This window comes from Aeromicrobium alkaliterrae (genome assembly GCF_039529015.1).
Taxonomy (GTDB): domain Bacteria; phylum Actinomycetota; class Actinomycetes; order Propionibacteriales; family Nocardioidaceae; genus Aeromicrobium; species Aeromicrobium alkaliterrae.
This window is the reverse complement of the sequence record NZ_BAAAME010000002.1, coordinates 1,221,000-1,245,845: the sequence shown is the minus strand read 5'-3', so window position 1 is coordinate 1,245,845 and position 24,846 is coordinate 1,221,000. Positions and strand designations below refer to the sequence as shown.

At 70.7% G+C, this 24,846-nt stretch carries 24 protein-coding genes; 15 read left to right on the top strand and 9 right to left on the bottom strand.

The genetic code is table 11. The features are described from left to right. Both ABD127_RS07270 and ABD127_RS07265 read right to left on the bottom strand, forming a co-directional pair. Positions 1 to 752: AAA family ATPase (locus tag ABD127_RS07270; RefSeq protein ID WP_344199292.1), on the bottom strand; the 752-nt coding region annotated here is incomplete at its 3' end. Beyond that, positions 749 to 1,912 (bottom strand): exonuclease SbcCD subunit D, encoded by a 1,164-nt coding sequence (locus tag ABD127_RS07265; RefSeq protein WP_344199289.1) that lies wholly within the window; start codon positions 1,910 to 1,912, stop codon positions 749 to 751. The genes ABD127_RS07265 and ABD127_RS07270, both read right to left, overlap by 4 nt. 222 nt (positions 1,913 to 2,134) lie before the next feature. On the opposite strand from ABD127_RS07265, the gene ABD127_RS07260 reads away from it, so the two are divergent. Next, positions 2,135 to 2,602, top strand: a complete 468-nt coding sequence (locus ABD127_RS07260) for a hypothetical protein (RefSeq protein WP_344199287.1) — start codon at positions 2,135 to 2,137, stop codon at positions 2,600 to 2,602. A gap of 15 nt (positions 2,603 to 2,617) precedes the next feature. On the opposite strand, the gene ABD127_RS07255 is transcribed toward ABD127_RS07260, so the two are convergent. Beyond that, a complete protein-coding gene (locus tag ABD127_RS07255) occupies positions 2,618 to 3,379 on the bottom strand; it encodes a 3-hydroxyacyl-CoA dehydrogenase (protein ID WP_344199284.1) in 762 nt (253 codons plus the stop codon). A 102-nt stretch (positions 3,380 to 3,481) separates the two neighbouring features. On the opposite strand from ABD127_RS07255, the gene ABD127_RS07250 reads away from it, so the two are divergent. Continuing rightward, entirely contained in the window at positions 3,482 to 4,132 is a 651-nt protein-coding gene (locus ABD127_RS07250; RefSeq protein WP_344199281.1) for a TetR/AcrR family transcriptional regulator, read from the top strand. 6 nt (positions 4,133 to 4,138) lie between these two features. Here ABD127_RS07250 and ABD127_RS07245 read toward each other — a convergent pair whose 3' ends face one another. From ABD127_RS07245 to ABD127_RS07235, 3 genes are read right to left on the bottom strand one after another with little or no spacing between them, the layout of a single operon-like run. Continuing rightward, entirely contained in the window at positions 4,139 to 5,281 is a 1,143-nt protein-coding gene (locus ABD127_RS07245) for an acyl-CoA dehydrogenase family protein (protein WP_344199278.1), read from the bottom strand. Between the two features lie 36 nt (positions 5,282 to 5,317). Continuing rightward, positions 5,318 to 6,106 (bottom strand): SDR family oxidoreductase, encoded by a 789-nt coding sequence (locus ABD127_RS07240; RefSeq protein ID WP_344199276.1) that lies wholly within the window; start codon positions 6,104 to 6,106, stop codon positions 5,318 to 5,320. Further along, positions 6,103 to 6,501, bottom strand: coding sequence for a nuclear transport factor 2 family protein (locus ABD127_RS07235; RefSeq protein ID WP_344199274.1), 399 nt, complete (start codon positions 6,499 to 6,501; stop codon positions 6,103 to 6,105). Before ABD127_RS07235 ends, ABD127_RS07240 begins: the two co-directional genes overlap by 4 nt. A gap of 114 nt (positions 6,502 to 6,615) precedes the next feature. On the opposite strand from ABD127_RS07235, the gene ABD127_RS07230 reads away from it, so the two are divergent. Further along, complete coding sequence (locus ABD127_RS07230) at positions 6,616 to 7,578, top strand: NAD(P)H-dependent flavin oxidoreductase (protein ID WP_344199271.1); 963 nt, start codon at positions 6,616 to 6,618, stop codon at positions 7,576 to 7,578. An 8-nt stretch (positions 7,579 to 7,586) separates the two neighbouring features. Here ABD127_RS07230 and ABD127_RS07225 read toward each other — a convergent pair whose 3' ends face one another. Further along, entirely contained in the window at positions 7,587 to 9,965 is a 2,379-nt protein-coding gene (locus ABD127_RS07225) for an ATP-binding cassette domain-containing protein (protein WP_344199268.1), read from the bottom strand. Between the two features lie 83 nt (positions 9,966 to 10,048). Between ABD127_RS07225 and ABD127_RS07220 the strand changes: the two genes are divergently transcribed. The 8 genes from ABD127_RS07220 (at position 10,049) to ABD127_RS07185 (ending at position 16,660) form a co-directional block, all read left to right on the top strand. Next, positions 10,049 to 10,486, top strand: a complete 438-nt coding sequence (locus tag ABD127_RS07220; protein ID WP_344199266.1) for a helix-turn-helix transcriptional regulator — start codon at positions 10,049 to 10,051, stop codon at positions 10,484 to 10,486. Positions 10,487 to 10,495: 9 nt separating this feature from the next. Further along, positions 10,496 to 10,894 (top strand): VOC family protein, encoded by a 399-nt coding sequence (locus ABD127_RS07215; protein ID WP_344199262.1) that lies wholly within the window; start codon positions 10,496 to 10,498, stop codon positions 10,892 to 10,894. A 167-nt stretch (positions 10,895 to 11,061) separates the two neighbouring features. After that, complete coding sequence (locus ABD127_RS07210; RefSeq protein ID WP_344199259.1) at positions 11,062 to 11,703, top strand: ABC transporter permease; 642 nt, start codon at positions 11,062 to 11,064, stop codon at positions 11,701 to 11,703. Next, positions 11,700 to 12,917 (top strand): ABC transporter ATP-binding protein, encoded by a 1,218-nt coding sequence (locus ABD127_RS07205; protein WP_344199256.1) that lies wholly within the window; start codon positions 11,700 to 11,702, stop codon positions 12,915 to 12,917. Before ABD127_RS07210 ends, ABD127_RS07205 begins: the two co-directional genes overlap by 4 nt. Then, positions 12,910 to 13,713, top strand: a complete 804-nt coding sequence (locus ABD127_RS07200; RefSeq protein ID WP_344199253.1) for an ABC transporter permease — start codon at positions 12,910 to 12,912, stop codon at positions 13,711 to 13,713. The genes ABD127_RS07205 and ABD127_RS07200 overlap by 8 nt, the downstream gene beginning before the upstream one ends. Before the next feature lies 1 nt (position 13,714). Beyond that, a complete protein-coding gene (locus ABD127_RS07195; RefSeq protein WP_344199250.1) occupies positions 13,715 to 14,695 on the top strand; it encodes a glycine betaine ABC transporter substrate-binding protein in 981 nt (326 codons plus the stop codon). Positions 14,696 to 14,738: 43 nt separating this feature from the next. Then, the gene (locus tag ABD127_RS07190; RefSeq protein ID WP_344199248.1) at positions 14,739 to 15,533 is read left to right on the top strand and encodes an alpha/beta fold hydrolase; all 795 of its coding nucleotides are present in this window, start codon (positions 14,739 to 14,741) and stop codon (positions 15,531 to 15,533) included. After that, positions 15,530 to 16,660, top strand: coding sequence for a PP2C family protein-serine/threonine phosphatase (locus tag ABD127_RS07185; protein WP_344199246.1), 1,131 nt, complete (start codon positions 15,530 to 15,532; stop codon positions 16,658 to 16,660). The genes ABD127_RS07190 and ABD127_RS07185 overlap by 4 nt, the downstream gene beginning before the upstream one ends. Before the next feature lie 11 nt (positions 16,661 to 16,671). Here the strand turns inward: ABD127_RS07185 and ABD127_RS07180 are convergent, their stop codons facing one another. Together ABD127_RS07180 and ABD127_RS07175 are read right to left on the bottom strand one after the other, a co-directional pair. After that, the gene (locus tag ABD127_RS07180) at positions 16,672 to 18,156 is read right to left on the bottom strand and encodes a M16 family metallopeptidase (protein WP_344199243.1); all 1,485 of its coding nucleotides are present in this window, start codon (positions 18,154 to 18,156) and stop codon (positions 16,672 to 16,674) included. A 44-nt stretch (positions 18,157 to 18,200) separates the two neighbouring features. Further along, positions 18,201 to 19,499, bottom strand: coding sequence for an NAD(P)/FAD-dependent oxidoreductase (locus ABD127_RS07175; protein ID WP_344199241.1), 1,299 nt, complete (start codon positions 19,497 to 19,499; stop codon positions 18,201 to 18,203). 53 nt (positions 19,500 to 19,552) lie between these two features. Between ABD127_RS07175 and ABD127_RS07170 the strand changes: the two genes are divergently transcribed. The 4 genes from ABD127_RS07170 to ABD127_RS07155 all read left to right on the top strand — a co-directional run bounded on the left by ABD127_RS07170 (position 19,553) and on the right by ABD127_RS07155 (position 24,822). Continuing rightward, a complete protein-coding gene (locus ABD127_RS07170; protein ID WP_344199238.1) occupies positions 19,553 to 20,605 on the top strand; it encodes an NAD(P)-dependent alcohol dehydrogenase in 1,053 nt (350 codons plus the stop codon). Next, the gene (locus ABD127_RS07165; RefSeq protein WP_344199236.1) at positions 20,602 to 21,816 is read left to right on the top strand and encodes a glucose-6-phosphate dehydrogenase; all 1,215 of its coding nucleotides are present in this window, start codon (positions 20,602 to 20,604) and stop codon (positions 21,814 to 21,816) included. The genes ABD127_RS07170 and ABD127_RS07165 overlap by 4 nt, the downstream gene beginning before the upstream one ends. Further along, complete coding sequence (locus tag ABD127_RS07160) at positions 21,809 to 23,608, top strand: glycoside hydrolase family 15 protein (RefSeq protein ID WP_344199233.1); 1,800 nt, start codon at positions 21,809 to 21,811, stop codon at positions 23,606 to 23,608. Before ABD127_RS07165 ends, ABD127_RS07160 begins: the two co-directional genes overlap by 8 nt. Before the next feature lie 155 nt (positions 23,609 to 23,763). Continuing rightward, positions 23,764 to 24,822, top strand: coding sequence for an S-layer homology domain-containing protein (locus ABD127_RS07155; RefSeq protein WP_344199230.1), 1,059 nt, complete (start codon positions 23,764 to 23,766; stop codon positions 24,820 to 24,822). Positions 24,823 to 24,846 lie beyond the last annotated feature (24 nt).

The window sequence follows — 24,846 nt, the reverse complement described above, 5'->3', positions numbered from 1 at the left end:
GAGGCGAGCGACGAGCGCAGGTCGGCCACGAGCCCGTCGAGCCACGGGTGCACCGCGTCGGCCGACGTGCCGGGCGCCTCGCTGCCGGTCTGCTGCGCCAGCGTGCCGACCTTGGCCTCGATCGTGGTCAGGACGTGCTGGAGGGAGGCCTCCTCGGCTCGAGCGCGTTCCTGGACGTCGCGTGCGTAGTCGTCGAAGCGACGCGTGCGGAACAACGTGCGCAGCAGCCCCTGGCGCTCCCTGCTGGTGGCGACCAGGAACTCCTGGAACTGCCCCTGGGCGAGCAGGACGACCTGGAGGAACTGGGCCGCGTCGAGGCCGACGAGCTGCTGCACGTGGGTCTCGGCGTTGCCGATCTTGGTCTCGAACACCTCGACGCCGGCGTCGGTGACCCGACCCAGCTCGATGCGGGCCGCCTGGGTCGTGAATCCCGTGCCGACCTTCTTGGGCCGCGCGAAGGAGGGGGACCGCCAGACCCGGTAGCGGGTGCCGCCGACCGTGAACTCGACCGCGACCTCGGTGGGCTCGCCCGGCTCGAGATAGCGGCTGCGGATCTCCTCGTCGACCTTGCCGCCGTAGCGGGGCACCGTGCCGAACAGGCCGTAGGTCAAGGCGTCGAGGATCGAGGACTTGCCCGCCCCCGTGCGGCCGGCCAGCAGGAAGATGCCGTCGTCGTCGAAGGCGTCGACGTCCACGACGACCTGCTCGAGGTAGGGACCGAAGCCCTTCATCGTGACCGAGTGGATCTTCACGCAGGCCCCCGCCCGCCGACGACGTCGCCGACGATCTGGTGCTCGTCGGGGGTGAGCCCGGCACCGCGCACGCGCCCGAGGAAGGTGTCGACGACCTCGAGGTCGGACTTGCCCTGCACCAGCTCGCGGTAGGCGCGTTCGCCGCCCAGGGGCGTGGCCAGGGCGACGTACTCGAGCTGGGCGCAGTGCGGGAACCGGACCTGGAGGCGGCGCATCGCGTCGCGCTGGCGCTGCGGGTCGGTGAGGCGTGCGCGGACCCAGGCGTCGGCGTGCGCCTCGTGCGCCGGGTCGGCGAGCAGCTGCTCGAGCGTGCCGGTGAGGGTGACGAGCGGACGCGGCACCCCGAGGTCGACCCAGGTGACCTCGGCCAGGCCCGTGGCGTCGAGGTCGACCAGCCAGGCGCCGCGCGGCTTGGCCTCCTCGGAGAACGACAGGTGCAGCGGCGCGCCGCAGTAGCGCAGGTGGGGCGCCAGCTCGGCGCGGCCGTGGATGTGGCCCAGCGCCGCGTAGGTGACGCCGTCGAACGCCGAGACCGGCACGCGGTCGACCCCGCCGACGGCGGGGGAGGCGTCCGAGGCCACGATGGCGCGCTCGGACTCGCACGACTCGCCCTCGGCGCCGGCGACGAACGTGTGCGCGAGGACGACCGAGCGCCCGCCGCGCTCGGCGGCGTCGGCGCGGACCCGGCGCATCGCCTCACCGACGGCATCGGCCTGCGAGCGCATCGGATCGACGGACCAGACGTGGCGCAACCGAGCCGGTTCGAGGAACGGGATGCCGTAGAAGTGCACCGGCCCGTGCGCGTCGTCGAGCGTGACCGGCTGCTCGATCTGCTCGGGCCGGGTGACGACGTGGACACCGGCGGCGGCGACGAACTCCGACATCGCGCCGAGCCGGGTGGGGGAGTCGTGGTTGCCCGCCGTGACGACGAGGCGCGCGCCGGTGGCGTGGAGGCGCAGGAGGGCCCGGTTGAGCACCGCGATGGCCTCGGCCGACGGCGTCGACGAGTCGTAGACGTCGCCCGCGACCACGACGACGTCGACCCCCAGCTCGGTGACCTTCTGGGCCGTCTCGGTCAGCACGGCCTCCAGCGCCTCCAGCGTGGAGTGGCCGTGGAACGTGCGCCCCACGTGCCAGTCGGAGGTGTGCCAGATGCGCATGCCTGAACCCTAGGCGGGGCCTCGGACAGCCGGTGCGACCGGCGCGGGAACATCCTGGCGTCCTCGACCCTCTGAGGGGTGTCGGACCGGCCACGCCGCGCCGCTGCATCACCGGGGAGGTGGGGCGCGGCCGGGGTCGGTCAGGCCATCGGGGCCGATGGCGGGGCCGCCCTACTCGGGAGCGGCCTCGCCACCGGTTCACCCACGACGGACGGAGCCACCATGACCCGCACGACCCGCCTCTACTCCCAGGTCTACGTGACCTCGGCGCTGCTCGCCTTCGTGGCGACGTTCCTGCCGCTGTGGTCCTCGCCCGAGGTCCAGATGTTCGACTCGATGAACCTCTGGGAGGGTGCCGTGATCGGCAACACCGGTGGCGACGTCGCGGCGTTCGGGCTGATGCTGGCGCTGCTGCTGGTCACCGCGCTCGTGGTCAGCGCGATCCTGGCCGAGTCGGTGCCGGTCGTGCCGTGCGTGGCCGCGGTGCTGAGCCTGCCGGGCGTGTTCCTGCTGCTCACCAAGCCCTACAGCAGCACGCCCGAGCCGGGCCTCGGCACCGGCGGCGCGCTGATGCTGGCCCTGGCGATCGTCGTGGTGCTCACGGCGGTCTGCCACGTGTGGACCTGGACCCTCACGAACGACGAACGCCGGGAGCAGGTCGCCCCGCTCCCGGCGCCGCCGGTGTCCTGACTCAGACCCGACAGATCAGCGGGGAGCCATGCGGATCGCGCCGTCGAGGCGGATCGTCTCGCCGTTGAGCATCGGGTTCTCGACGATGTGCGCGGCGAGCTGACCGAACTCCGAGGGCTCGCCGAGGCGCGACGGGTGCGGCACCTGCTGGCCGAGCGAGTCGCGGGCCTCCTGCGGCAGCGACGCGAGCAGCGGGGTGTTGAACAGGCCGGGCGCGATCGTGTTGACCCGGATCTGCAGCTTCGCGAGGTCGCGCGCGATCGGCAGGGTCATGCCCACGACGCCACCCTTGGAGGCGGAGTAGGCGGCCTGACCGATCTGGCCGTCGAAGGCGGCGACGCTGGCGGTGTTGACGATGACGCCGCGCTCCTCGCCGACCGGGTCGAGACCCGCGATGTGCGCCGCGGCGAGACGGGTCACGTTGAACGTGCCGATCAGGTTGATCTCGATGATGCGCTGGAACTTCTCCAGCGGGTACGGCGCGTTGTCGCGGCCGACGGTCTTGATGGCGTCGCCCGTGCCGGCGCAGTTCACGACGATGCGCAGGTCGCCGAGCTCGGCGGCGGCGTCGATCGCGGCCTGGACCTGCTCGGCGTCACGCACGTCGGCACCGACGACCTTGACGGAGTCGCCCAGGGCGGCAGCGACGTCGTCGCCCGCGCCGGGGAGGTCGAGGACGACGGCCTTGCCGCCCTTGGCCACGAGGGCCTCGACGGTGGCACGGCCGAGGCCGGAGGCGCCGCCGGTGACGAGGGCGACGGTGTTCGAGATGTCCATGACGGGGGTCCTCGCTCTAGGGTTCAGGGAGTCGATCGCTGGTACAGTCAGCGGTGACTGTAACAGGTGGCGCCGACCGGGTGCGACCAGGATCGAGGTGCGATGAGTCCGTCCGAGAAGCCGTCCGAGGTGGTGCCGGAGCCGGGTGACGAGATCGCGTACTCCGACTACGCCGCGCGCAGCCGCGTGACCCAGCAGCACCTGCTGGACACCGCGGTGGAGGTGCTGATCGAGTACGGCTACAGCGGCGCGTCGACGCTCAAGATCCAGCAGCGGGCCGGCGTCAGCCGAGGGCGCCTGCTGCACCAGTACCCCCACCGCGACGCCCTGCTGGTCGCCGCGGTGCAGCACATCGCCGAGGGACGGGTGCTGGAGACGCACAGCAGCAGCGGCTGGCCGACCGAGCCCGCCGAGCGGGTGCGCGCCGCGATCGCCTCGATGTGGTCGACCTACCACCAGGGGTACTTCTGGGCCGCGACCGAGCTGTGGCTCGCCGCCCGGCAGAACGAGGCGCTCGCCGAGGCGCTGCGGCCCCGTGAGCACGCGCTCGGCGCGGCGATCCGCGAGGCCGTCGACCAGCTCTTCGGCCCCGAGGTCACGGCGCACCCGCGCTACTCGGCCCTGCGCGAGGTGCTCAACTCGAGCATGCGCGGGGTCGCCCTGACCTACTCCTTCGACCCGCGCGACTTCGAGGCCGACAGCTACCTCACGACGTGGACGAACCTGGCCCTGCGCGAGCTCGGGCTCGACTGAGCGTGCTCACTTCGCCAGGTGGCGGCTGATCACGAGGCGCTGGATCTGGTTGGTGCCCTCGAAGATCTGCATGACCTTGGTCTCGCGCATGTAGCGCTCGACGGGGAAGTCCTTGGTGTACCCGGCGCCGCCGAGCACCTGCACCGCGTCGGTCGTGACCTTCATGGCGTTGTCGGTCGCGACGAGCTTGGCGATCGAGGCCTGGCGGCCGTAGGGGCGCCCGGCGTCCTTGAGCCGCGCGGCGTGCAGGTAGGTCGCGCGAGCGGACTCGACGGCGGCGGCCATGTCGGCCAGCAGGAACCCGAGGCCCTGGTGGTCGATGATCGCCTTGCCGAACGCCTCACGCTCCTTGGCGTACGCGATCGCCGCGTCGAGCGCGCCCTGCGCCACGCCGGTGGCGACCGCCGCGATGCCGAGGCGGCCCGCGTCGAGGCCGGCGAGCGCGATCGGCAGGCCCTGGCCCTCGGCGCCGAGGCGTCGTGAGGCGGGGATGCGGACGTCGTCGAGCAGCATCGTCGTGGTGGTCGACGACATCAGGCCCATCTTCTGCTCGGGTGTGTCCGAGGAGAGGCCGGGCGTGTCGGCCGGGACCAGGAAGCAGGAGATGCCCTTGCCGCCGTCGTCGCTGGTGCGGGCCATGACCTTGTAGAAGTCGGCCTGACCGCCGTGGGTGGTCCACGCCTTCGCGCCGTTGAGGACGTAGTCGTCGCCGTCGCGGACGGCCTTGGTGCGCATCGCGGCCGGGTCGGAGCCCGCGTGCGACTCCGAGAGGCAGTACGCACCGAGCTGGTCGCCGGCGAGCATGTCGGGCAGCCAGGACTGCTTCTGCTCGTCGGTGCCCCGCTCGAACAGGCCGAAGCAGCTCAGCGCGTGCACGCTCACCCCGACACCGACCGCGGCCCACGCCGACGCGATCTCCTCCACGACCTGCAGGTAGACCTCGTACGGCTGTCCACCGCCGCCGACGTCCTCGGGGTACGGCAGGCCCAGCAGACCGGCGCGCCCCAGGGTCCGGAACACCTCGCGCGGGAAGCGGGCGGCCTTGTCGTACTCGTCGACGATCGGGCGCAGCTCCTTGCCGACGATGTCGCGGGTCAGCGCGATCAGGTCGCCGGCCTCCTCGGTCGGCAGCAGACGCTCAGCAGGCACGGTGGATCTCCTTCACTTGGCGTGCATGGCACGGTGTCATTGGGCGTGCATCGCACGGTGGATCATGCCGGAGCCGCCGAGGGCCAGGCCCCCGTCGACGCTCAGCACGACGCCGGTCACGTAGGACGCCTCGTCGGAGGTCAGCCACGCGACGGCGTTGACGATGTCCTCGGTCGTGGCGAAGCGGCGCAGCGGCACGGCCTCGGTCCACGCCTCGACGGACGCGGGTGTCGGCGCGAGCCGGCGCATGCCCTCGGTGCCCTCGACGGGGCCGGGCGCGACGGAGTTCACGCGGACGCCGTCGGGGCCCCACTCCATCGCGAGCGTGCGGGTGACCTGGTCGATCCCGGCCTTGGCGGCGCCGACGTGGACCTGGCCGGGGACCGGCAGCCACGACTGGGCGGCACTGATGTTGACGATCGAGGCACCCGGCTTGCGCAGGTGGTCCCACGCTCCGCGCATCACGTTGAACGTCCCCAGCAGGTCGATCTCGACGACGGTGCGGAAGCCGTTCGAGCTGAGCTCGGCGGCGGGGGACACGAAGTTGCCGGCCGCGCCGGAGACGAGGGCGTCGATCGGCCCGTGCTGGGCGGCGGCCTCGGCGATGGCACCCGCCACGGCCTCGGCGTCACGGACGTCGGCGGCGAAGCCGAGGGGTACCGGGCCGTCGCCGGCTGCTTCGCGGAGCGACACGAGGGCCGCGTCCACGTTGTCCTGCGATCGGCTCAGGACCGAGACGGCCCAGCCGCGCTGCGCGTAGGCCGTGGCGATCGCGAGGTTGATGCCGCTCGTGCCGCCGGCGACGAACGCGTGGGAGGTGGTCATGACTGGCCCTTCTTCAGCTCTGCGCCCATCGCGTCGATGAGCACCTGGAGGCCGCGCAGGGGGCGGGCCATGACGGTGAAGTCGGTGATGAGGCCGTCGGCGTCCCACGTGACGATGTCGACGCCGTGCACGTCCTTGCCGTCGATCGTCGTCGTGAACTCCAGCACCGCGGAGTCGGTGGAGTACCACTCGCGGTGGTAGGTCAGCCCGGGACCGAGGACGGCGAGCGCGGCCCACAGGTAGGCGAACGTGCGCTCGGGGCCTTCCTGCGGCGTGTGCACGGCGGGGGAGCGGAAGGTCACCTCGGGGGACAGCAGGCCGCGCAGGGCGCCGGCGTCGGGGTGCTCGACCAGCGCGTGCCAGGCACGTACCGGGGGCGGGGTCTGGTCGGTCATGACGTCCCTCTCTGTTCCGCAGTCAACACTGACTGTAGGCTACGATGCACGATATCGCGTGAGGGGTCCGACCCGCTCGCGTCCCATCCGTTCCCCACCTCGTGGAGGTCCCCCATGTCGCTGCCCGACGTCCTGCGGAGCCCGCTGACCCTTCCGGTCGTCGCCTCGCCGATGTTCATCGCCTCCGGCCCCGAGCTCGTCAAGGCGCAGTGCCAGGCCGGCGTGATCGGCTCGTTCCCGGCGCTGAACGCCCGACCGGCCGCGCTGCTCGACGACTGGCTGCACGACATCCGCGAGAGCAACGCCAAGCACGCCGAGGCCAACCCCGGCGCCGTCGTGGCGCCCTTCGCGGTCAACCAGATCGTGCACAAGTCCAACGACCGCCTCGACGCCGACATGGAGCTCGTGGTCAAGCACCAGGTGCCGATCGTCATCACGTCGCTCGGTGCCCGCCCGGAGATCAACGACGCGGTGCACTCCTACGGCGGCATCGTCCTGCACGACATCATCAACGACCGCTTCGCGCACAAGGCGATCGAGAAGGGCGCCGACGGCCTCATCGCGGTCGCCGCCGGTGCCGGTGGACACGCGGGCACGCAGTCGCCGCTCGCGCTGCTGCAGGAGATCCGTGCCTGGTTCGACGGCCCGCTGCTGCTCTCGGGCGCGATCGCCCACGGGCGCTCGATCCTCGCGGCCCTCGCAGCCGGTGCCGACTTCGCGTACGTCGGCTCGGCCTTCCTCGCCACGCACGAGGCCAACGTCGTCGACGGCTACAAGGACATGATCGTCGACTCCAGCGCGGCCGACATCGTCTACAGCAACCTCTTCACGGGCGTGCACGGCAACTACCTGCGCGGCAGCATCGAGGCCGCGGGCCTCGACCCGGTGGCCCTGCCGGAGTCCGACCCGTCGGCGATGAGCTTCGGCACCGACGACTCCAAGGCGTGGCGCGACATCTGGGGCTCCGGTCAGGGCGTCGGAGCCGTCGAGGGTGTCGTCAGCGCCGCCGACCTCGTCGCGCGCCTGCGCGCCGAGTTCGACGCCGCCAAGGCCGAGCTCACCGCCAAGCTCGCCTGACCCGGGCGTCAGCCGCTGACGTAGGCCTTGAGGTGCTGGCCGGTCAGGGTCGAGGCGTCCTTCACGAGGTCGGCGGGCGTGCCCTCGAAGACGATCGTGCCGCCGTCGTGCCCGGCACCGGGGCCGAGGTCGATGATCCAGTCGGCGTGCGCCATGACGGCCTGGTGGTGCTCGATCACGATGACCGACTTGCCCGACTCGACGATGCGGTCGAGCAGGCCGAGCAGGTTCTCGACGTCGGCGAGGTGCAGGCCCGTGGTGGGCTCGTCGAGCACGTAGACGCCGCCGTCGTTGCCGAGGTGCGTGGCCAGCTTCAGCCGCTGGCGCTCGCCGCCTGACAGGGTCGTGAGCGGCTGGCCGAGGCTGACGTAGCCGAGGCCGACGTCGTTCATGCGCTGCAGGATCTTGTGGGCCGCGGGCAGCCTGCCGACACCGTCTGAGAAGAACTCCTCCGCCTCGGCCACCGGCAGTGCCAGGACCTCGGCGATGTTCCTGCCGCCGAAGGTGTACTGCAGGACGTCGGCGTTGTAGCGCTTGCCCTCGCAGTCCTCGCACGGGGTGGCGACGGTGTCCATGACGCCCAGGTCGGTGTAGATGACGCCGGCGCCCTTGCAGGTGGGGCACGCGCCCTCGGAGTTGGCGCTGAAGAGCGCGGGCTTGACCCCGTTGGCCTTGGCGAACGCCTTGCGGATGGGCTCCAGCAGGCTCGTGTACGTCGCGGGGTTGCTGCGGCGGGAGCCCTTGATGGCGCCCTGGTCGATCACGACGACCCCGTCGCGCTCCGCGACCGATCCGTGGATCAGCGAGCTCTTGCCCGAGCCGGCGACACCCGTGACGACGCACAGCACGCCGAGCGGCACGTCGACGTCGACGTCGCGCAGGTTGTGCGAGCTGGCGCCGCGGACCTCGATCCGGCCCGTCGCGCTGCGCACCTCCTCCTTGAGCGACGCGCGGTACCCGAGGTGCTGGCCGGTCAGGGTCGAGGCGCTCCTGAGCTCCTCGACCGTGCCCTCGAAGACGATCTCACCGCCGGCGGTGCCCGCCTTCGGACCCATGTCGACGACGCGGTCGGCGATCGCGATCGTTTCGGGCTTGTGCTCGACGACGAGCACGGTGTTGCCCTTGTCGCGCAACTGCAGCAGCAGGTTGTTCATGCGGTCGATGTCGTGCGGGTGCAGGCCGATCGTGGGCTCGTCGAAGACGTACGTGACGTCGGTCAGCGACGACCCGAGGTGGCGGATCATCTTGGTGCGCTGGGCCTCGCCGCCGGACAGTGAGCCCGACGACCGGTCGAGGCTCAGGTAGCCCAGGCCGATGTCGACGAAGGAGTCGAGCGTCTCCTGCAGACCCTTCAGCAGCGGGGCGACCGACGGCTCGGAGAGCTCGCGCACCCAGGCGGCCAGGTCGCTGATCTGCATCGCGCAGGCCTCGGCGATGTTGAGGCCGGCGACCTTCGAGGAGCGGGCCTGCTCGTTGAGCCGCGTGCCGCCGCAGTCGGGGCACGCCGTGAAGATGACGGCCTTGTCGACGAAAGCCCGGATGTGCGGCTGCATCGCCTCGGGGTCCTTGCTGAGCATCGACTTCTGCATCTGGGGGATCAGGCCCAGGTAGGTCAGGTTGATGCCGTCGATCTTGATCTTGGTGGCCTCCTTGTGCAGGAGGTCGGCGAGCTCGGACTTCGTGAACTTCCCCAGCTTCTTGTCGGGGTCGAACCAGCCGACGCCGCGGAAGATGCGTCCGTACCAGCCGTCCATCGAGTAGCCGGGGATCAGGATCGCGCTCTCGTTGAGCGACTTGTCCGCGTCGAACAAGGCGGTGAGGTCGAAGTCCGAGACCCGGCCCATGCCCTCGCAGCGCGGGCACTGACCGCCCTGGATGCTGAACTCGCGGCGCTCCTTGACCGTCTCGCCGCCCTTCTCGAACTTCACCGCACCGGCACCGCTGATCGAGGCGACGTTGAAGGAGTACGCCTGCGGACCGCCGACGTGCGGCTCTCCGAGGCGGCTGAACAGGATGCGCAGCAGGGCGTTGACGTCGGTGACGGTGCCGACCGTGGAGCGCGAGTTGGCACCCATCCGCTCCTGGTCGACGAGGATCGCGGTCGTCAGCCCGTCGAGGAGGTCGACGTCGGGGCGCGCCATCGTGGGCATGAATCCCTGCAGGAAGGCGCTGTAGGTCTCGTTGATGAGGCGCTGCGACTCGGCGGCGATCGTGCCGAAGACGAGCGAGCTCTTGCCCGAGCCGGACACGCCGGTGAAGACCGTCAGTCGGCGCTTCGGGATCTGGACGCTGACGTCCTTGAGGTTGTTGACCCGCGCGCCGTCGACGCGGATGAGGTCGTGGGTGTCGGCAGGGTGCCCGGACGTCTGGGGAGTGCTCGCAGCCATGCCCGACATCCTGCCGCAGGGCAGGCACGGCTCGGCGCGATTCGTTTCTCGGATGCTGCTCGATCCGTCCCTAGACTGACGCCGTGACACCGGCGGAGCTCGACGAGCTGGCACGCCTGCGCCGTGCCCGGGACTTCATGGACCACGAGTTCGCCCGACCGATCGGGGTGGCGGACGTCGCCCGGGTCGCGCTGATGTCGCCGGCGCACTTCACGCGCCGCTTCCGTGCGGCCTACGGCGAGACCCCGCACGCGCACCTGATGATGCGCCGGATCGAGCGAGCCACGTCGTTGCTGCGGATCGGCGAGCTCTCGGTCACCGACGTGTGCCTCGCGGTCGGCTGCACGTCGCTCGGCTCCTTCAGCGCCCGGTTCACGCAGGTCGTGGGGGAGACGCCGACGGCCTACCGCGACCGCGACCACGGTGACCTCGACGCCCTGCCGCGGTGCGTCGCGAAGTACGGCACGCGACCGGTCTATCGAGCAGGATCGGAGAAGCCACGGCTGCCCGCACGCTCCTAGGCTGACGGCATGAGCCTCTCGATCTCCAAGTGCTTCCTCCAGGTCACCGACGTCGATGCCGCGGTCGCGTTCTACCGCGACGCCCTCGGGCTGGAGGTGCAGCTCGACGTCCCGAACGACGGTTTTCGCTGGGTCACCGTCGTGCCCCCGGCCCAGCCAGGCGTCGCCGTCATCCTGACCAACTACGTCGACGGCAGCGACACCGATCGCTCGAACGTCGCGGGCCTCGTGGCCAAGGGTGCGCTCGGCGGCGTCCACTTCCGCACCGACGACCTGGAGGCGACGTTCGCCCGCCTGGTCGAGCACGGGGCCGAGGTCGTCGACGAGCCTGCCGACCGGCCGTGGGGCGTGCGCGACGGATCGGTGCGCGACCCCTCCGGCAACCTCATCCGGATCGATCAGGCCTGACGGCTCGCCCGCAGTCTCCGGCTTACCGTCAGCAGCGTGACGGTGGGGCTGAACGGGGGATTCTCGGCCATGGGGGAAGGCTAGCGAGGCGCGCTCGACGAGCGGGATCGGTCGACCCGTGTTTGGGTAGATCGTCCAAGATCGCGCGTCGAGGGGATTTCCGGAACATGTGGGAGTTCATCAGCGAGCGCTGGGACCTCATCGCGTACAACGCGTTGCAGCACGCCAACCTCGTGCTGCAGGCCGTGGTCGTCGCGACCGTCATCGCCGTCGGGATCGCCGTGATCGTCGACCGCTACCGGTTCCTCGACCCCATCGCGAACACGGTCTCGGCCATCGGCCTGACCATCCCGTCCTTCGCCCTCGTCGGCCTGCTGCTGCCGCTGACGATGATCGGCGCGCTGACCGCGTTCATCTGCGTCGCCTTCTACGCGACGCTGCCGATCCTGCGCAACGCGGTCGTCGGGTTCGCGCAGGTCGACAAGACGCTGATCGAGTCCGCCAAGGGCATGGGCATGTCCGACCTCGGCGTGCTGCTGCGCGTGCGCATCCCGCTCGCCTGGCCCGTCATCCACGCCGGTGTCCGCACCTCGGTGCAGATGTCGATGGGCATCGCCGCGATCGCCGCCTACGTCCTCGGACCGGGACTCGGCGGCTACATCTTCACCGGGCTCACGCAGGCCGGTGGCACCAACGCCGTCAACTACGCCGTCGTCGGCACGGTCGGCATCGTGATCGTGGCCCTCGTGGCCGACCTCCTGATGCTCCTGCTGGGGCGCCTCACCATCTCGAAGGGAATCCGCGCATGACGCAGACCGACCAGGCCGCCGAGCGGTCGATCAGTGGCGCCGAGCTGCGGCTCGAGAACGTCGTCAAGCGCTACCCCGGGCAGAAGTCGCCGGCCGTCGAGTCGCTGTCGCTGACGATCCCGGCGGGCGAGATCGTCGCGTTCGTCGGTCCCTCGGGCTGCGGCAAGACGACCTCGCTCAAGATGATCAACCGTCTGATCGAGCCGACGTCGGGGTCGATCCTGATCGACGGCGAGGACATCCGCAAGGACAGCGCCACGAGCCTGCGGCGCAAGATCGGCTACGTCATCCAGGGCGGCAGCCTCTTCCCGCACATGAGCGTCGCGGCGAACGTCGCGGTCGTGCCGAAGATGCTCGGCTGGGACAAGAAGCGCATCGCCACGCGCACCGACGAGCTGCTCGACCTGGTGGGCCTTGACCCGGACCGGTATCGCGACCGCTACCCGCGTGAGCTCTCCGGCGGTCAGCAGCAGCGGGTCGGCGTGGCCCGCGGACTCGCCGCCGACCCGCCCGTGATCCTGATGGACGAGCCGTTCGGTGCCGTCGACCCGATCACGCGCCAGCGCCTGCAGGACGAGCTGATCAGCATCCAGCGCGAGCTGCGCAAGACCATCGTCTGCGTCACGCACGACATCGACGAGGCGATCAAGCTGGGCGACCGGATCCTGATCCTGCAGGAGGGCGCGAACATCGCCCAGTACGACACCCCCGACGCGATCCTCGCGGCACCGGCCAACGACTTCGTGGCCGACTTCGTGGGGGCGGGATCGACGCTCAAGCAGCTCTCGCTCGCCCGGGTGCGCAGCCTCGACCTGCTCCACCCGACGACCGCGAAGGTCGGCGAGGACACCGGACCCGCCGTGCGGCGCGCCGAGGACGCCGGGGACGACGCGATCGTCGTGCTCGACGACCGCGACCGGCCCGTCGCATGGCCGTGGCTGCGTCAGGTGCGCAACAACGACAAGGTCAAGAGCTCGCCGCGCGAGAACCTCGTGACGCTCGACGAGGCGGCCACGCTGAACGACGCGCTCGACACGATGCTGACGGCCGCCCACTCGAAGGTCATCGTCACCGGCGACCGCGACCGCTACCTCGGCGTCCTCGACTTCGAGACCGTGACCGAGCACATGCGCAAGACCGAGCGCGAGGCCGCCGAGCACCAGCTCGAGCTGCAGCAGGAGCAGGACCAGCAGGGGGCGCACGCCGATGGCTGACACGACCGCAGTGCCCGTCGCCGAGGCGCCGGAGGACGAGCTGTCGCCGAAGAGCTCCGCCCGCGTCATCACCCGCGAGATGGTGATCATGCTCATCGTGCCGCCGGTGCTCGTCGCCGCCGTGTTCGGTGCCTTCGTGTGGTGGCGTCAGACCGCCGAGCTCGACTCCGTCGAGGCGAACCAGCTGCGCTGGTCCGAGCTGCGCTCGCTCGGCTGGGAGCACATCCAGCTGACCGTCGTGGCGGCCGTGATCGTGGTCGCGATCGCGGTGCCGCTCGGCATCCTCCTGACGCGCGGCAAGTTCCGAGCCGCGTCGCCCGTCGTCATCGGCATCGCCAACGCGGGCCAGGCGGCGCCGTCGGTCGGCCTGATCGTGCTGCTGTTCCTGTGGCTCGACGGCGGCTTCTGGACCGCGATCTGGGCCCTGAGCCTGTACGGGATCCTGCCGGTCCTGCGCAACACGATCGTCGGCATCCAGGGCATCGACCCGACGCTGGTCGAGGCCGGACGCGGCCTGGGCATGACGAGCGCCATGACCCTCGTGAAGGTCGAGCTGCCCCTCGCGGTGCCGGTCATCATGTCGGGCGTGCGCACGTCGCTCGTGCTCATCGCGGGCACGGCCTCGCTGGCCTGCTTCATCGACGCGGGCGGGCTCGGCGAGGTGCTGCAGACCGGCATCACGCTGTTCCGCTTCTCGCTCATGGTCACGGGCGCGGTGCTGATCGCCCTGATCGCGCTGCTCATCGAGTGGCTCGGACGCGTGCTCGAGCTCGCCACCCGGCCGAAGGGGATCTGACATGACGAGGCGCCCGTTCCGACGTGCCGCGGTCGCGACCGCGGCCCTGATGACGCTGAGCCTGGCCGCCTGCGGCCTCGGCACCGCCGCCGGCCCGATCCTGTCCGGCCAGCTCGAGGGCCCGGTGTCCGACGTCGACCTGGAGGGGCTCCAGATCTCGGTCGGCTCGAAGAACTTCACCGAGAACATCATCCTCGGCAAGATGGCCGTCAGCCTGCTGGCGTCCGCGGGCGCGGAGGTCACCGACTTGACCAACATCCCTGGCAGTGCGGCGGCCCGCCAGGCACAGCTCGACGGCCAGATCGACGCGATGTGGGAGTACACCGGCACGGGCTGGATCACCTACCTCGGCCACGAGGACCCCATCCCGGACGAGCAGGAGCAGTACGTCGCGGTGCGCGACGAGGACCTCGAGGCCAACAACCTGGCCTGGCTCCCGCCGGCCCCCATGAACAACACCTACGGCTTCGCGATCACGCAGGAGACCTCCGACCGGCTCGGCATCACGAAGCTGTCGCAGATCAAGGACGTGCCGGTCGAGGAGCGCACGTTCTGCGTCGAGTCGGAGTTCACCAACCGTCCCGACGGACTTCCCGGCATGCTCGAGACGTACGGCATCCCGCTCGGCACCGAGGTGCCGGAGAACAACCTGCGGACCTACCAGACCGGTGCGATCTACAGCGCCACGGACAAGGGCGAGTGCACCTTCGGCGAGGTCTTCACGACCGACGGCCGCATCCTGGCCCTCGACCTGACGGTGCTGGAGGACGACCTGCAGTACTTCCCGAAGTACAACGTGTCGCTCGTCGTGAACGACTCGGTGCTGCAGGACCACCCGGAGCTCGAGGAGCTCTTCGGCCCCGTCAGCGAGAAGCTGACCGACGACGTGCTGATCGAGCTCAACGCCAAGGTCGACGTCGACGGCGAGGAGCCGGTCGACGTCGCGTACGAGTGGCTGAAGTCGGAGGGCTTCGTCTCGTGATCGCGCGCGACTCGTGACCCTGCCGCTGGGATAGGGTCCGGGCATGCCTCGCGCTGATCTGCTGAACGCGTCGGTGCGCGGAGCCGAGGGCGCTCCGGCGATCGTCTTCGTGCACGGCTTCGGCTGCGGGCAGCACATGTGGCGCCACGTCGCCCCGTCGTTCGAGGTCGACCACCGCGTCGTCCTGCTCGACCTGCCGGGGTCCGGAGACGCCGACCCGTCGACGTACGACCCCGAGCGTCACGCCACGCTCGACGGGTACCGTGACGACCTCGCCGCCCTGCTCGACGAGCTCGGCCTGACGAGCGTGGCTCTCGTCGGGCACTCCGTCTCGGGCATGATCGGCGTGCTGCTGCAGATCGCACGCCCCGACCTCGTCGGCCGTCTCGTGCTCGTCACGCCGTCGGCGCGGTACATCGACGAGGGCTCGTACGTCGGCGGGCACTCCGAGGCCGACATCACGGAGCTCCTTGACCTGATGAGCCGCAACCACCTCGGCTGGCAGGACCCGCTGGCGACGATGGTCGCCGGCAGCCCCGATTCCGAGGCGCACGGCGAGCTCGACCAGGCGTTCTGCCGCACCCGACCGGAGGTCGCCGCCGAGTTCGCGGCCGTCACGTTCCGCGGCGACAACCGCGCCGACCTGCCCCTGGTCTCGGTGCCCACGCTCGTCCTGCAGTCGAGCGATGACGTCATCGCGCCCGAGGCGGCGGGAGAGTACGTGCGCGACGCGATCCCGGGTGCGGCGTACGAGGTCGTCGAGACCCGCGGTCACTGCCCGCACCTCACCGCGCCTGAAGCGACGACCGCCGCCATCACGCGGTTCCTGCGCGCGTGACCAGCCCGGACGACCTCTTCGAGCTGGCCCCGTGCGGCTACGCGCTAGTCGGCGAGGACGGCGTGATCGAGCGCGCCAACGCGGAGTTCCGTCGGATCGTCGCACGCTCGACCGAGGAGCTCGAGGGGGTCGCGACCCTGGCCTCGCTGCTGTCGACCGGCGGGCGGATCTACGCCGAGACCCACCTGCGTCCGGTGCTCGCCCACGACGGCGAGGTCCGCGAGGTCTCGCTCGACCTGGTCCGGCCTGACAGCACACGCGTGCCCGTGCTGTTCAACGCCGACGTCACCTCCGGCACCGCCGCGACCGGCATGGCCTTCCGGGTCGTCGTGGTCGAGACCCGCGAGAGGCACCGCTACGAGCAGGACCTGCGGGCGGCGACGAGCCGGGCCGAGCAGTCGACGCGCGAGGCGGTGGCGCTGGCCACCGCGCTGCAGAAGACCCTCATCCCGCCGGCGCCGCCCGAGATCCCGTCCCTGAACGTCGCCGCGACCTACCGCCCGGCCGGCGACGGCAGCGTGGTCGGCGGCGACTTCTACGACATCTTCCAGGTCGGGGCCGCCGACTGGTGGGTCGTGCTCGGCGACGTCAGCGGCAAGGGCATCCGCGCGGCGACCGTCACGTCCTTCGTCCGGCACACCGTGCGCGCGCTGTCGATCGACCACCCGGATCCGGCCGACCTGCTGCATCGCCTCGACCGAGCGATGCACCTGGACGGCACGGAGCACTACTGCACCCTCGTCCTGGCGCGCCTCACCCGCACCGACACGGGCTGGACGATGTGCCTGTCGCTCGCCGGCCACCCACCGGCACTCCTGCGCCGTCCCGACGGACAGGTGAGCGAGCTCGGCGTGCTCGGCACGCCCGTCGGCCTGATCGACGAGCCCCGCTTCGAGACCGTCCACCAGCACCTGACCGACGAGGTCGTGACGTTCTACACCGACGGGGTCACCGAGGCCCGCGCGCGCGGCGAGCTGTACGGCGAGGACCGGCTCCACGGTCTCCTGCGAAGCCTCCCGCACGACGTCGACACGATCGCCGAGCAGCTGGCCGTCGCGGCGCTGCGCCACCAGGGCGAGGTCGCCGTCGACGACATCGCGGTGCTCGCCTTCACGCCGTCGGCCTAGCCGACGACTGGTCAGTGGGACGGGAAGGTGCGCACCAGCGACGGATCGAACAGGTCGAGCACGGTGGCACGCAGGCGGGCGCTCTTTCGCCAGTCGTCCGGGTCGAGCTTGGCGACCCGACCTCGGGAGTCGAGGAGAGCCAGACATCCACACTCGTGATGGCCCACCAGGATGACGTCGCGCAGGTCCACTGATCGCGACTCACCTCGCCCGACGAGCGCCAGACGGTCCTCGCCCAGCGTCAGGGTCAGGCCCGACGGCAGATCCCCACCAAGGCGCCGGGATCGGTAGGCCGGACCGTCCGGCACGTCCGTGTGGTCCTCGACCCAGCCGGTGAAGGGATCGATCTCGAGGCCCAGCGCCGTCAACGACTCGTCCGCGAGGTCGGCCGCACTGCTGACAGCGACCTGCAGCGAGGGCAGCGCAGCCGCGAGCAGCTCGGTCAGACGCTCGGTCGTCATGGTGTCGGCCAGGGCCAGCTCGGCATCCAGCGAGGTCGTGCGTCGGTCACGCAGGCGGTCGACCGCGACCTCGTCGAGGTGGTACATGGCTGCTTGGTCGACGTACGCCAGAGCCGTCCGGCACGTGCTGGCAGCACGCTGCAGGGATCGCTGGTCGAAGCCCTCGGTGGCGAGGCGTCTGAGGAGGTCGACCGTGGCGACTGCGGTGGCCGTGACGTCGTCGTCTCGAGGATCCAGGGCGAACTGGTTGACGCGTCGTCCTTCATGGTCGCGGAACGACCAGGTCTGGACGCCATAGATCAGTCCCCTCTCGTGCCGCAGCTCGTGGAGCAGCTCGTCCTCGACGGCCGCCGCCAGGAAGCTCGCCTGCTCGTCGGCGGTCACGTAGGAGACGGCGACGCCCTGCTTGGAGGACCCGATGACGGCCGAGCGATCGTTGGGTGATGGTCGGGGCGTCGGGCGGGGCGCGGCGGGACGCTCGGGGAGTCGCACGAACAGCCCCGCAGGAACGGCGCCCGTGAACGTGAGGACGGCGTTGTCCGTGGTGACCCATCGGCTTGCCCAGGCGACGAGCTCGTCGGCCGTGATCGCGTGGGTCGTGGGAGCGCCGAGGTGCGTCAGTCCCAGGTCGGTGGAGCCCTGCCGGTACGTCGTGAGGCTCTCGTCGAAGTTGACGAACGCATCCGTCAGCTCGGTGGCGAGGACCGCCTTCTCGCGAGCGAGCGCGTCGGCCGTCACGGTGCCCAGCGTCGTCAGCGAGCCGGCGACGTCGTTCAGGAAGTCGACGACCTCGTCGGGGCTGCCGGTCGCCCAGAAGGAGACCGAGTCCGGATCGGTCTGCCCGTTGTGCTTGACCGCCTTCTCGCCCACCCTCCGCAGGACGACGTGCTCCAGCAGGTGCGTGATGCCGAGCAGGTGGATCGGCTCGTCACGTGTTCCGACGCCGATGTGCAGGGTGCCGGTGAGCGGTCCTGCACACTCGCTGACGAGGACGGGTGTGCCGTGGTGGTCGAACTCCGAGATCTCTGGAAACACCCCGGAAGTCTGTCACCTGGTGCGTCCGGGCGAGCGGCTTTTCCCTAGCCGACGACCGTTCCGGACGAGTCGGCGTTGACCTCGCGTCGACGGGAGAAGGCGCCGAGGTCGATCCGGTGGCCGGTGTGCGGTGCGACGAGGACCACGGGGTCGGCGTCGTGGTCGTGCCCGGCCTCGACGGCGTCGATCAGCGTCGTCATCAGGTCGCCCACCAGCGGGGCGTTCTTGAACTGGTTGCCGCTCGTGCCCATCGCGACGTAGAACCCGGGGGCGGCCGTGCGGTCGTAGATCGGCGTCCAGTCGGACGCAGCGTCGTAGACGCCGGCAACACCGCTGGGTCGGGACGGGACGGCGAGGTCGGGGAGGCGTCGGGCCGCGCGCCACACCTGGGCCTCGAACCGGTCCAGCGTCGGGCGCGGGTCGGCCGCGTCGGGATCGGACAGCCACTCCAACGGGTCGCACTCCGGCTCGGTGCTGCCGACCAGCAACCCGCCCGTCGCGTCCGGGCGCAGGTAGGTGCCGAGGTCGACATCCGAGACGACCGGCATCGTGGCGGCGGACGGGCCGGTGAGCCGCGGCACGTGGTGCACCTCCTGACGCAGCGGCGTGACCGAGATCGTGAAGTCGTCCCCAATCTCGGCGAGTCGGTTCACGGCGCCGGACCACGGGCCGGCCGCGTTGACGACGACGGGTGCCTCGACGACGTCGTCGTCGCTCAGCACGACCCGCCAGGTCTGGCCGACCCGCTCGACCTGCGTGACGGTGCGCCGGAGCAGCAGACGCGCGCCCAGCGCCTCAGCCGCTCGCGCCAGGTTGGCGGCGGCGAGCTGGGGGTCGTCGACGAACCCGGCATCCGGGGTGAAGACCGCGCCCAGCGAGCCGGCGGCGTCGTCGAAGAACGCGGGGTCCGAGATGGCCTTGGGCGGGTGGTACCGCCCCGCGTCGATGCCGGGCACGCGCGCGGCGAGGGCGCGGGCGTCCCACTCCTCGAAGGGGATGCCGGCCCTTCGGAACAGCGCGCTCATGCGGTCTCGGGGGAGCGCGTCGGTGTCGAGGAAGACCATGCCGCGGCGCTCGAACCGGGCAAGCCCGGCGGGGTCCCGGAAGCCGAGGTGGTCCTCCCACGCCTCCCACCGGAAGCGCGACTCCCACGAGGTCGCGACGCCGGCCCACGTGGAGTAGTTGAAGCGCACGATCGCGCTCGAGGCGGAGGTCGATCCGTGCCCGGGCGCGCCGCCCTTGTCGAGGACGACGACCGAGCGCCCGGACCTTCGGAGCGACAGCGCGACGGAGGCCCCGACGACGCCGCACCCGATCACGACGGCGTCGGCGGTGAGGGTCATGCGCCCATCCTGCTCGACCTGCGGAGCCGCCCGGTCCGGCCTACCGTAAAGTAATGACTTCAACTACCGCCGCCCTGTCGGTCCCGGCCGCCGGAAAGTCCTTCGAGAGCGTCACCATCGAGCGCCGCGACCTCCGCGCGAACGACGTCCGCATCAAGATCCGCTTCGCGGGCATCTGCCACTCCGACATCCACCAGGCCCGCGACGAGTGGGGTCAGGCGATCTTCCCCATGACGCCCGGTCACGAGATCATCGGCACCGTCGAGGAGGTCGGCGACGACGTGACGAGCCACGCCGTCGGCGACACGGTGGGCGTCGGCTGCTTCGTCGACTCCTGCCTCGAGTGCGAGCCCTGCCGCGACGGCGAGGAGCAGTTCTGCGAGAAGGGCGTCGTGCAGACGTACTCGTCCGAGGGCTACGACGGCGAGGTGACCCACGGCGGGTACAGCAGCGAGGTCGTCGTGCGCGACCACTTCGCCGTGAAGGTCCCGGACGGCGTCGACCTCGCCGCCACGACCCCGCTGCTGTGCGCGGGCATCACGACGTACGCCCCGCTCAAGCGGTACGACGTGGGCGAGGGCACCAAGGTCGGCGTCATCGGCATGGGCGGCCTCGGTCACGTGGCGGTCAAGATCGCTGCAGCCCTCGGTGCCGAGGTGTCGGTGCTGAGCCGCACCGACGCCAAGAAGGACGACGGCCTGGCGTTCGGCGCCACCCACTACTACGCGACCGAGGACGAGTCGGTCTTCGACGACCTGGCCGGAACCTTCGACCTGCTGGTCAACACCGTCGGCGCCGCGGTCCCGCTCGACGACTTCCTCGGGCTGCTCAACCGCGGCGGCACGATGGTCAACCTGGGTGCGCCCAGCGAGAACCTCGAGGTCGGTGCGTTCTCGCTGCTCACGCGGCGCCGCGCTGTCGCCGGATCGATGGTCGGTGGGCTGCCGCAGACCCAGGAGATGCTCGACTTCTGCGCCGAGCACGGGATCACGGCCACGATCGAGCTGATCGACGCCTCGGAGGTCGACCAGGCCTACGACCGCGTGGTCGAGGGCGACGCGCGCTACCGCGTCGTGATCGACGCCGACACCATCAGCGCCTCGTGAGCAAGCCCCAGGTCCTCGTGATGTTCGGGGCGACGGGAGACCTGTTCTCCCGCAAGCTCCTGCCGTCGCTCGTGCGACTGCACGCCGAAGGACTGCTCGGCGACGTCCGGGTCATCGGCACGGGGCGTCACGCGCCCGACGACGGCTGGACCGACGAGCTGCGCCAGGCCGCGACTGATTCGGTGCCGGACGCGATCGAGGACGCTGTCGACCCGGTCGTCGACCGGATCTCGTTCGTCGTGTCCAGCGCCGACGACGGTGACGACCTCGCCCGAGCGGTGGCCGAGGCCGAGGACGAGCTGGGCGGGTCCGACCGCCTCCTGTACCTCTCGGTCCCGCCGACCGCGATGGTCGACCTGCTCGGCATGCTCGGGAGGACCGGGCTCGCCGACGGCGCTCGGATCGTCGTGGAGAAGCCGTACGGCCTCGACGCCGAGTCGGGTCGCGCGCTGGACGAGGCGCTGCACGCGGTCGTCCCGGAGGACCGGGTCTACCGGATCGACCACTTCCTCGGGTCTGCGGCGGTCGACGACCTCGCCGCGCTCACGCCCGACGGCGTGCAGCAGGTGCAGGTCGACGTGCCGGAGACCCTGGGCCTCGAGGGGCGGGCCGGTTTCTACGAATCCACGGGGTGCCTGCGCGACATGGTCGTGACGCACCTCGCCCAGCTCGTGGGCGTGATCGCCGCGGAGCACGCCGACGGCGACCGCTGGCGCGAGGCTCGAGCCGAGGTGTTCGCCGCGATGGCCGCGCTGCGTCAGGACGAGACGGTGCTGGGCCAGTACGAGGGCTACACCGACGAGGACGACGTCGACGACGACTCCACGGTCGACACCTTCGCCGCGACGACGTTCCACGTGCAGGAGGGCCCCTGGGCCGACGTGCCCTTCGTCGTGCGCACGGGCAAGAACCTCGCGGTGAACCGCTCGGTCGTCACCGTCCGTCACGTCGACGGCTCCGAGCGGGTCGTCGACGTCGACGCGGCGGAGCAGGGGCAGGCGCTCGATCCCTACGCGCGCCTGCTCGCCGACGTCGCCGCGGGCGATCCGCGACGCTTCGTGCGGGGCGACCACGCCGAGCAGCTCTGGCGGGTCGTCGGGCCCCTGCTCGACGCCGACCACGACCCGGCGCAGTACGCGCCCGGCTCCTGGGGCCCGGAGGCCGCGGACGCGCTGCCCGGCCCCGGCGGATGGAGCCTCGCGCGTGGATGACGACGAGAACGACGTCGCCGCCCACGGCCTCATCGGCGACCTCCGCAGCGCCGCGACGGTCGCGCAGGACGGGACGATCGACTGGTTCTGCCCCGGACGCTTCGACGCGCCCAGCATCTTCGCGTCGATCCTGGACGACGAGCGCGGTGGGTCGTGGACCATCCGCCCCGACGAGCCGGTGCGACGGACGCAGCAGTTCTACCTGCCGGACACCGCGATCCTCGCGACGCGGTTCCTGACCGACGCCGGTGTGGTCGAGGTCAACGACTTCATGCCGATCGCGGGACCGCGCGACCCGGACCACCGCCAGCGGATCGTGCGGCGCGTCCAGGTCGTGCGAGGTTCCGCGACGGTGCGCACGCGGCTGGAGATCCGACCCGACTACGCGCGGGGCGACGTCACGATCGGCGCGGTCGACGGCGGCCTCCTGGTCACGGGCGACACCACGCGGATCGGCATCAGTGCGACGACCGAGCTCGAGGTCGAGGGCGACGACGTGGTCGGCCGGTGCGAGCTCCAGCAGGGCGAGTCGGTCCTGTACGTGCTGGAGGTGCTGTCCCCGGAGGACGAGCTGCGGCCGTGCGAGGCGCCCGACACGGCCGACCTGTTCGACATGACGTCGGACTTCTGGCGGTCCTGGCTCGAGGGTTCGTCGTACCGGGGTCGCTGGCGGGAGTCGGTCAACCGCTCCGCCATCACGCTCAAGCTCCTCACGCACGAGCCGTCCGGAGCCATCGTCGCCGCGGCCACGACGAGCCTTCCGGAGGAGATCGGCGGCGAGCGCAACTGGGACTACCGCTACGTCTGGATCCGCGACGCCGCGTTCAGCCTGTACGCCCTGCTGTCCCTCGGGTTCACCGAGGAGGCCGACGCCTTCATGCGGTGGTTGTCGGAGCGGATGGGGGAGGACGCCGACGGCGACCTCGGCCCGCTGCGGGTGATGTACGACATCGACGGCAACCCGCCCGCCGAGGAGGTCGAGCTCGACCACCTGCGCGGCTTCCGCGGCTCCCGACCCGTCCGGGTCGGCAATGCGGCCGCCGGGCAGCTCCAGCTCGACATCTACGGCGAGATCATCGACTCGGTCTACCTGTTCGACAAGCACGGACCGGGCATCAGCCACGACGCCTGGAACGACGTGCGACGGATCGTCGACTGGGTCGCGGAGAACTGGGACCGCGACGACGCCGGCATGTGGGAGATCCGCGGCGACGTCCGCCCCCACACGACGTCGCGGCTGATGTGCTGGGTCGCGCTCGAGCGCACGATCCGCATCGCGCGGACGCGCGGGCTGCCGGGCGACCTCGTGACCTGGTCCCGCGTCCGCGACGAGATCTACGAGCGGATCCACGCCGACTCCTGGGACGGTCGGGCCTTCACCCAGGTCGCGGGTGGGACGGCGCTGGACGCGGGCGTGCTGCTGATGCCCCTGGTCAAATTCTGCTCACCGGTGGACCCGCGCTTCCTGTCGACCCTCGAGGCCATCGAGGAACGGCTGGTGACCGACAGCCTCGTGCTGCGCTACGACGCCGACGAGTCGCCCGACGGGGTGGCGGGCGACGAGGGCACGTTCACGCTGTGCTCGTTCTGGTACGTCGAGGCGCTGACGCGGTCGGGTCGGCTCCACGACGCCGAGATCGCCTTCGAGAAGATGCAGACCTACGCGAACCACCTGGGCCTGTACGCCGAGCAGATCGGTGCGACGGGGGAGCAGCTCGGCAACTTCCCCCAGGCCTTCACGCACCTCTCGATGATCAGCGCCGCGCTGAACCTCGACCGCGCCCTGGGTTGACCTGGGACCAAGGTCCCGGGACTTTTTTCAGGAGATGCTCAGTTTCAGCGTGCGCATTCTGTGACTTAGGTCATATTGAGGGAGACGCTTCGGCGTCGGCACCGCCTCGTTCCGGGCGGCGTCGCAGCATCTCCCTCTCACGCAACAGGAGCACTATGTCCCTCTCGATCGGGCGTCCCGGACGCCTCACCGGAGCAGTGATCGCAGGTCTTGCACTGCTCGTCCCGGTTACGGCCCTCTCGGCGGTCGCCGCCGAGGTGCCGGCTCCGGCCACCAACCTCCGCGTCGTCACCAGCCCGGTGGCTCCCGCGGGAACCTTGAACATCGCCTGGAACGCCTCGACGTCGCCCGACGTCATCGGCTACTCCGTCGACATCTGGACCGGCCCGTTCGGCAACGGCTACCAGAACGACTTCGTGGAGACCGGCGAGCCGCTGACCTACACGATCGACGGGCTCGAGCCGAGCCAGCCGGTCAAGATCGAGGTCACCTCGATCGCGGCCGACGAGGAGAGCGAGGAAGCCGGTCAGCCCGTCACGCTGATCGCCAACACGCTGGGCGACGTCAACGAGGACGGCACGTTCCTCGACACGAACGGCAACACGTTCGCCTACCAGATCGCCTGGCTCGCGACGTCGGGCATCACGACCGGCTACGCCGACGGCACCTTCCGTCCGGGCCAGCCGGTGCTGCGCGAGCAGATGGCTGCGTTCATCTTCCGCTTCTCGGGTGACTCCGAGTACGAGGCCCCGCAGTTCTCACCGTTCGTCGACGTGCCGACCACGGCGACGTTCTACCGGGAGATCTCGTGGCTGTACGAGCAGGGCATCACGACCGGCTACTCCAACGGTGACGGCACGCGATCCTTCGCCCCGTCGGCTCCGGTGCTGCGTGAGCAGATGGCCGCGTTCCTGTACCGCGGCTTCGGTGCCGAGTACTCGCACGGCAGCGAGCCGGCCTCGTTCGCGGACACGCCGAACACCTCGACCTTCTTCAACCAGATCGAGTGGCTCGCCCTGTCGAACATCACGACGGGCTACAAGGAGGCCAACGGCACGCTGACGTTCCGTGGCAGCCAGCCGGTCCTGCGTGAGCAGATGGCCGCGTTCCTGTACCGCGCTGTCGGGATCATCTTCTCCGACAACTTCGGTCCGACCGCGATCCCGGGCGAGGAGTTCGCCCTGACCGAGGACGCCCCGATCGACGCCAGCTGATCGATCAGGACGGCGAGGCCCCGG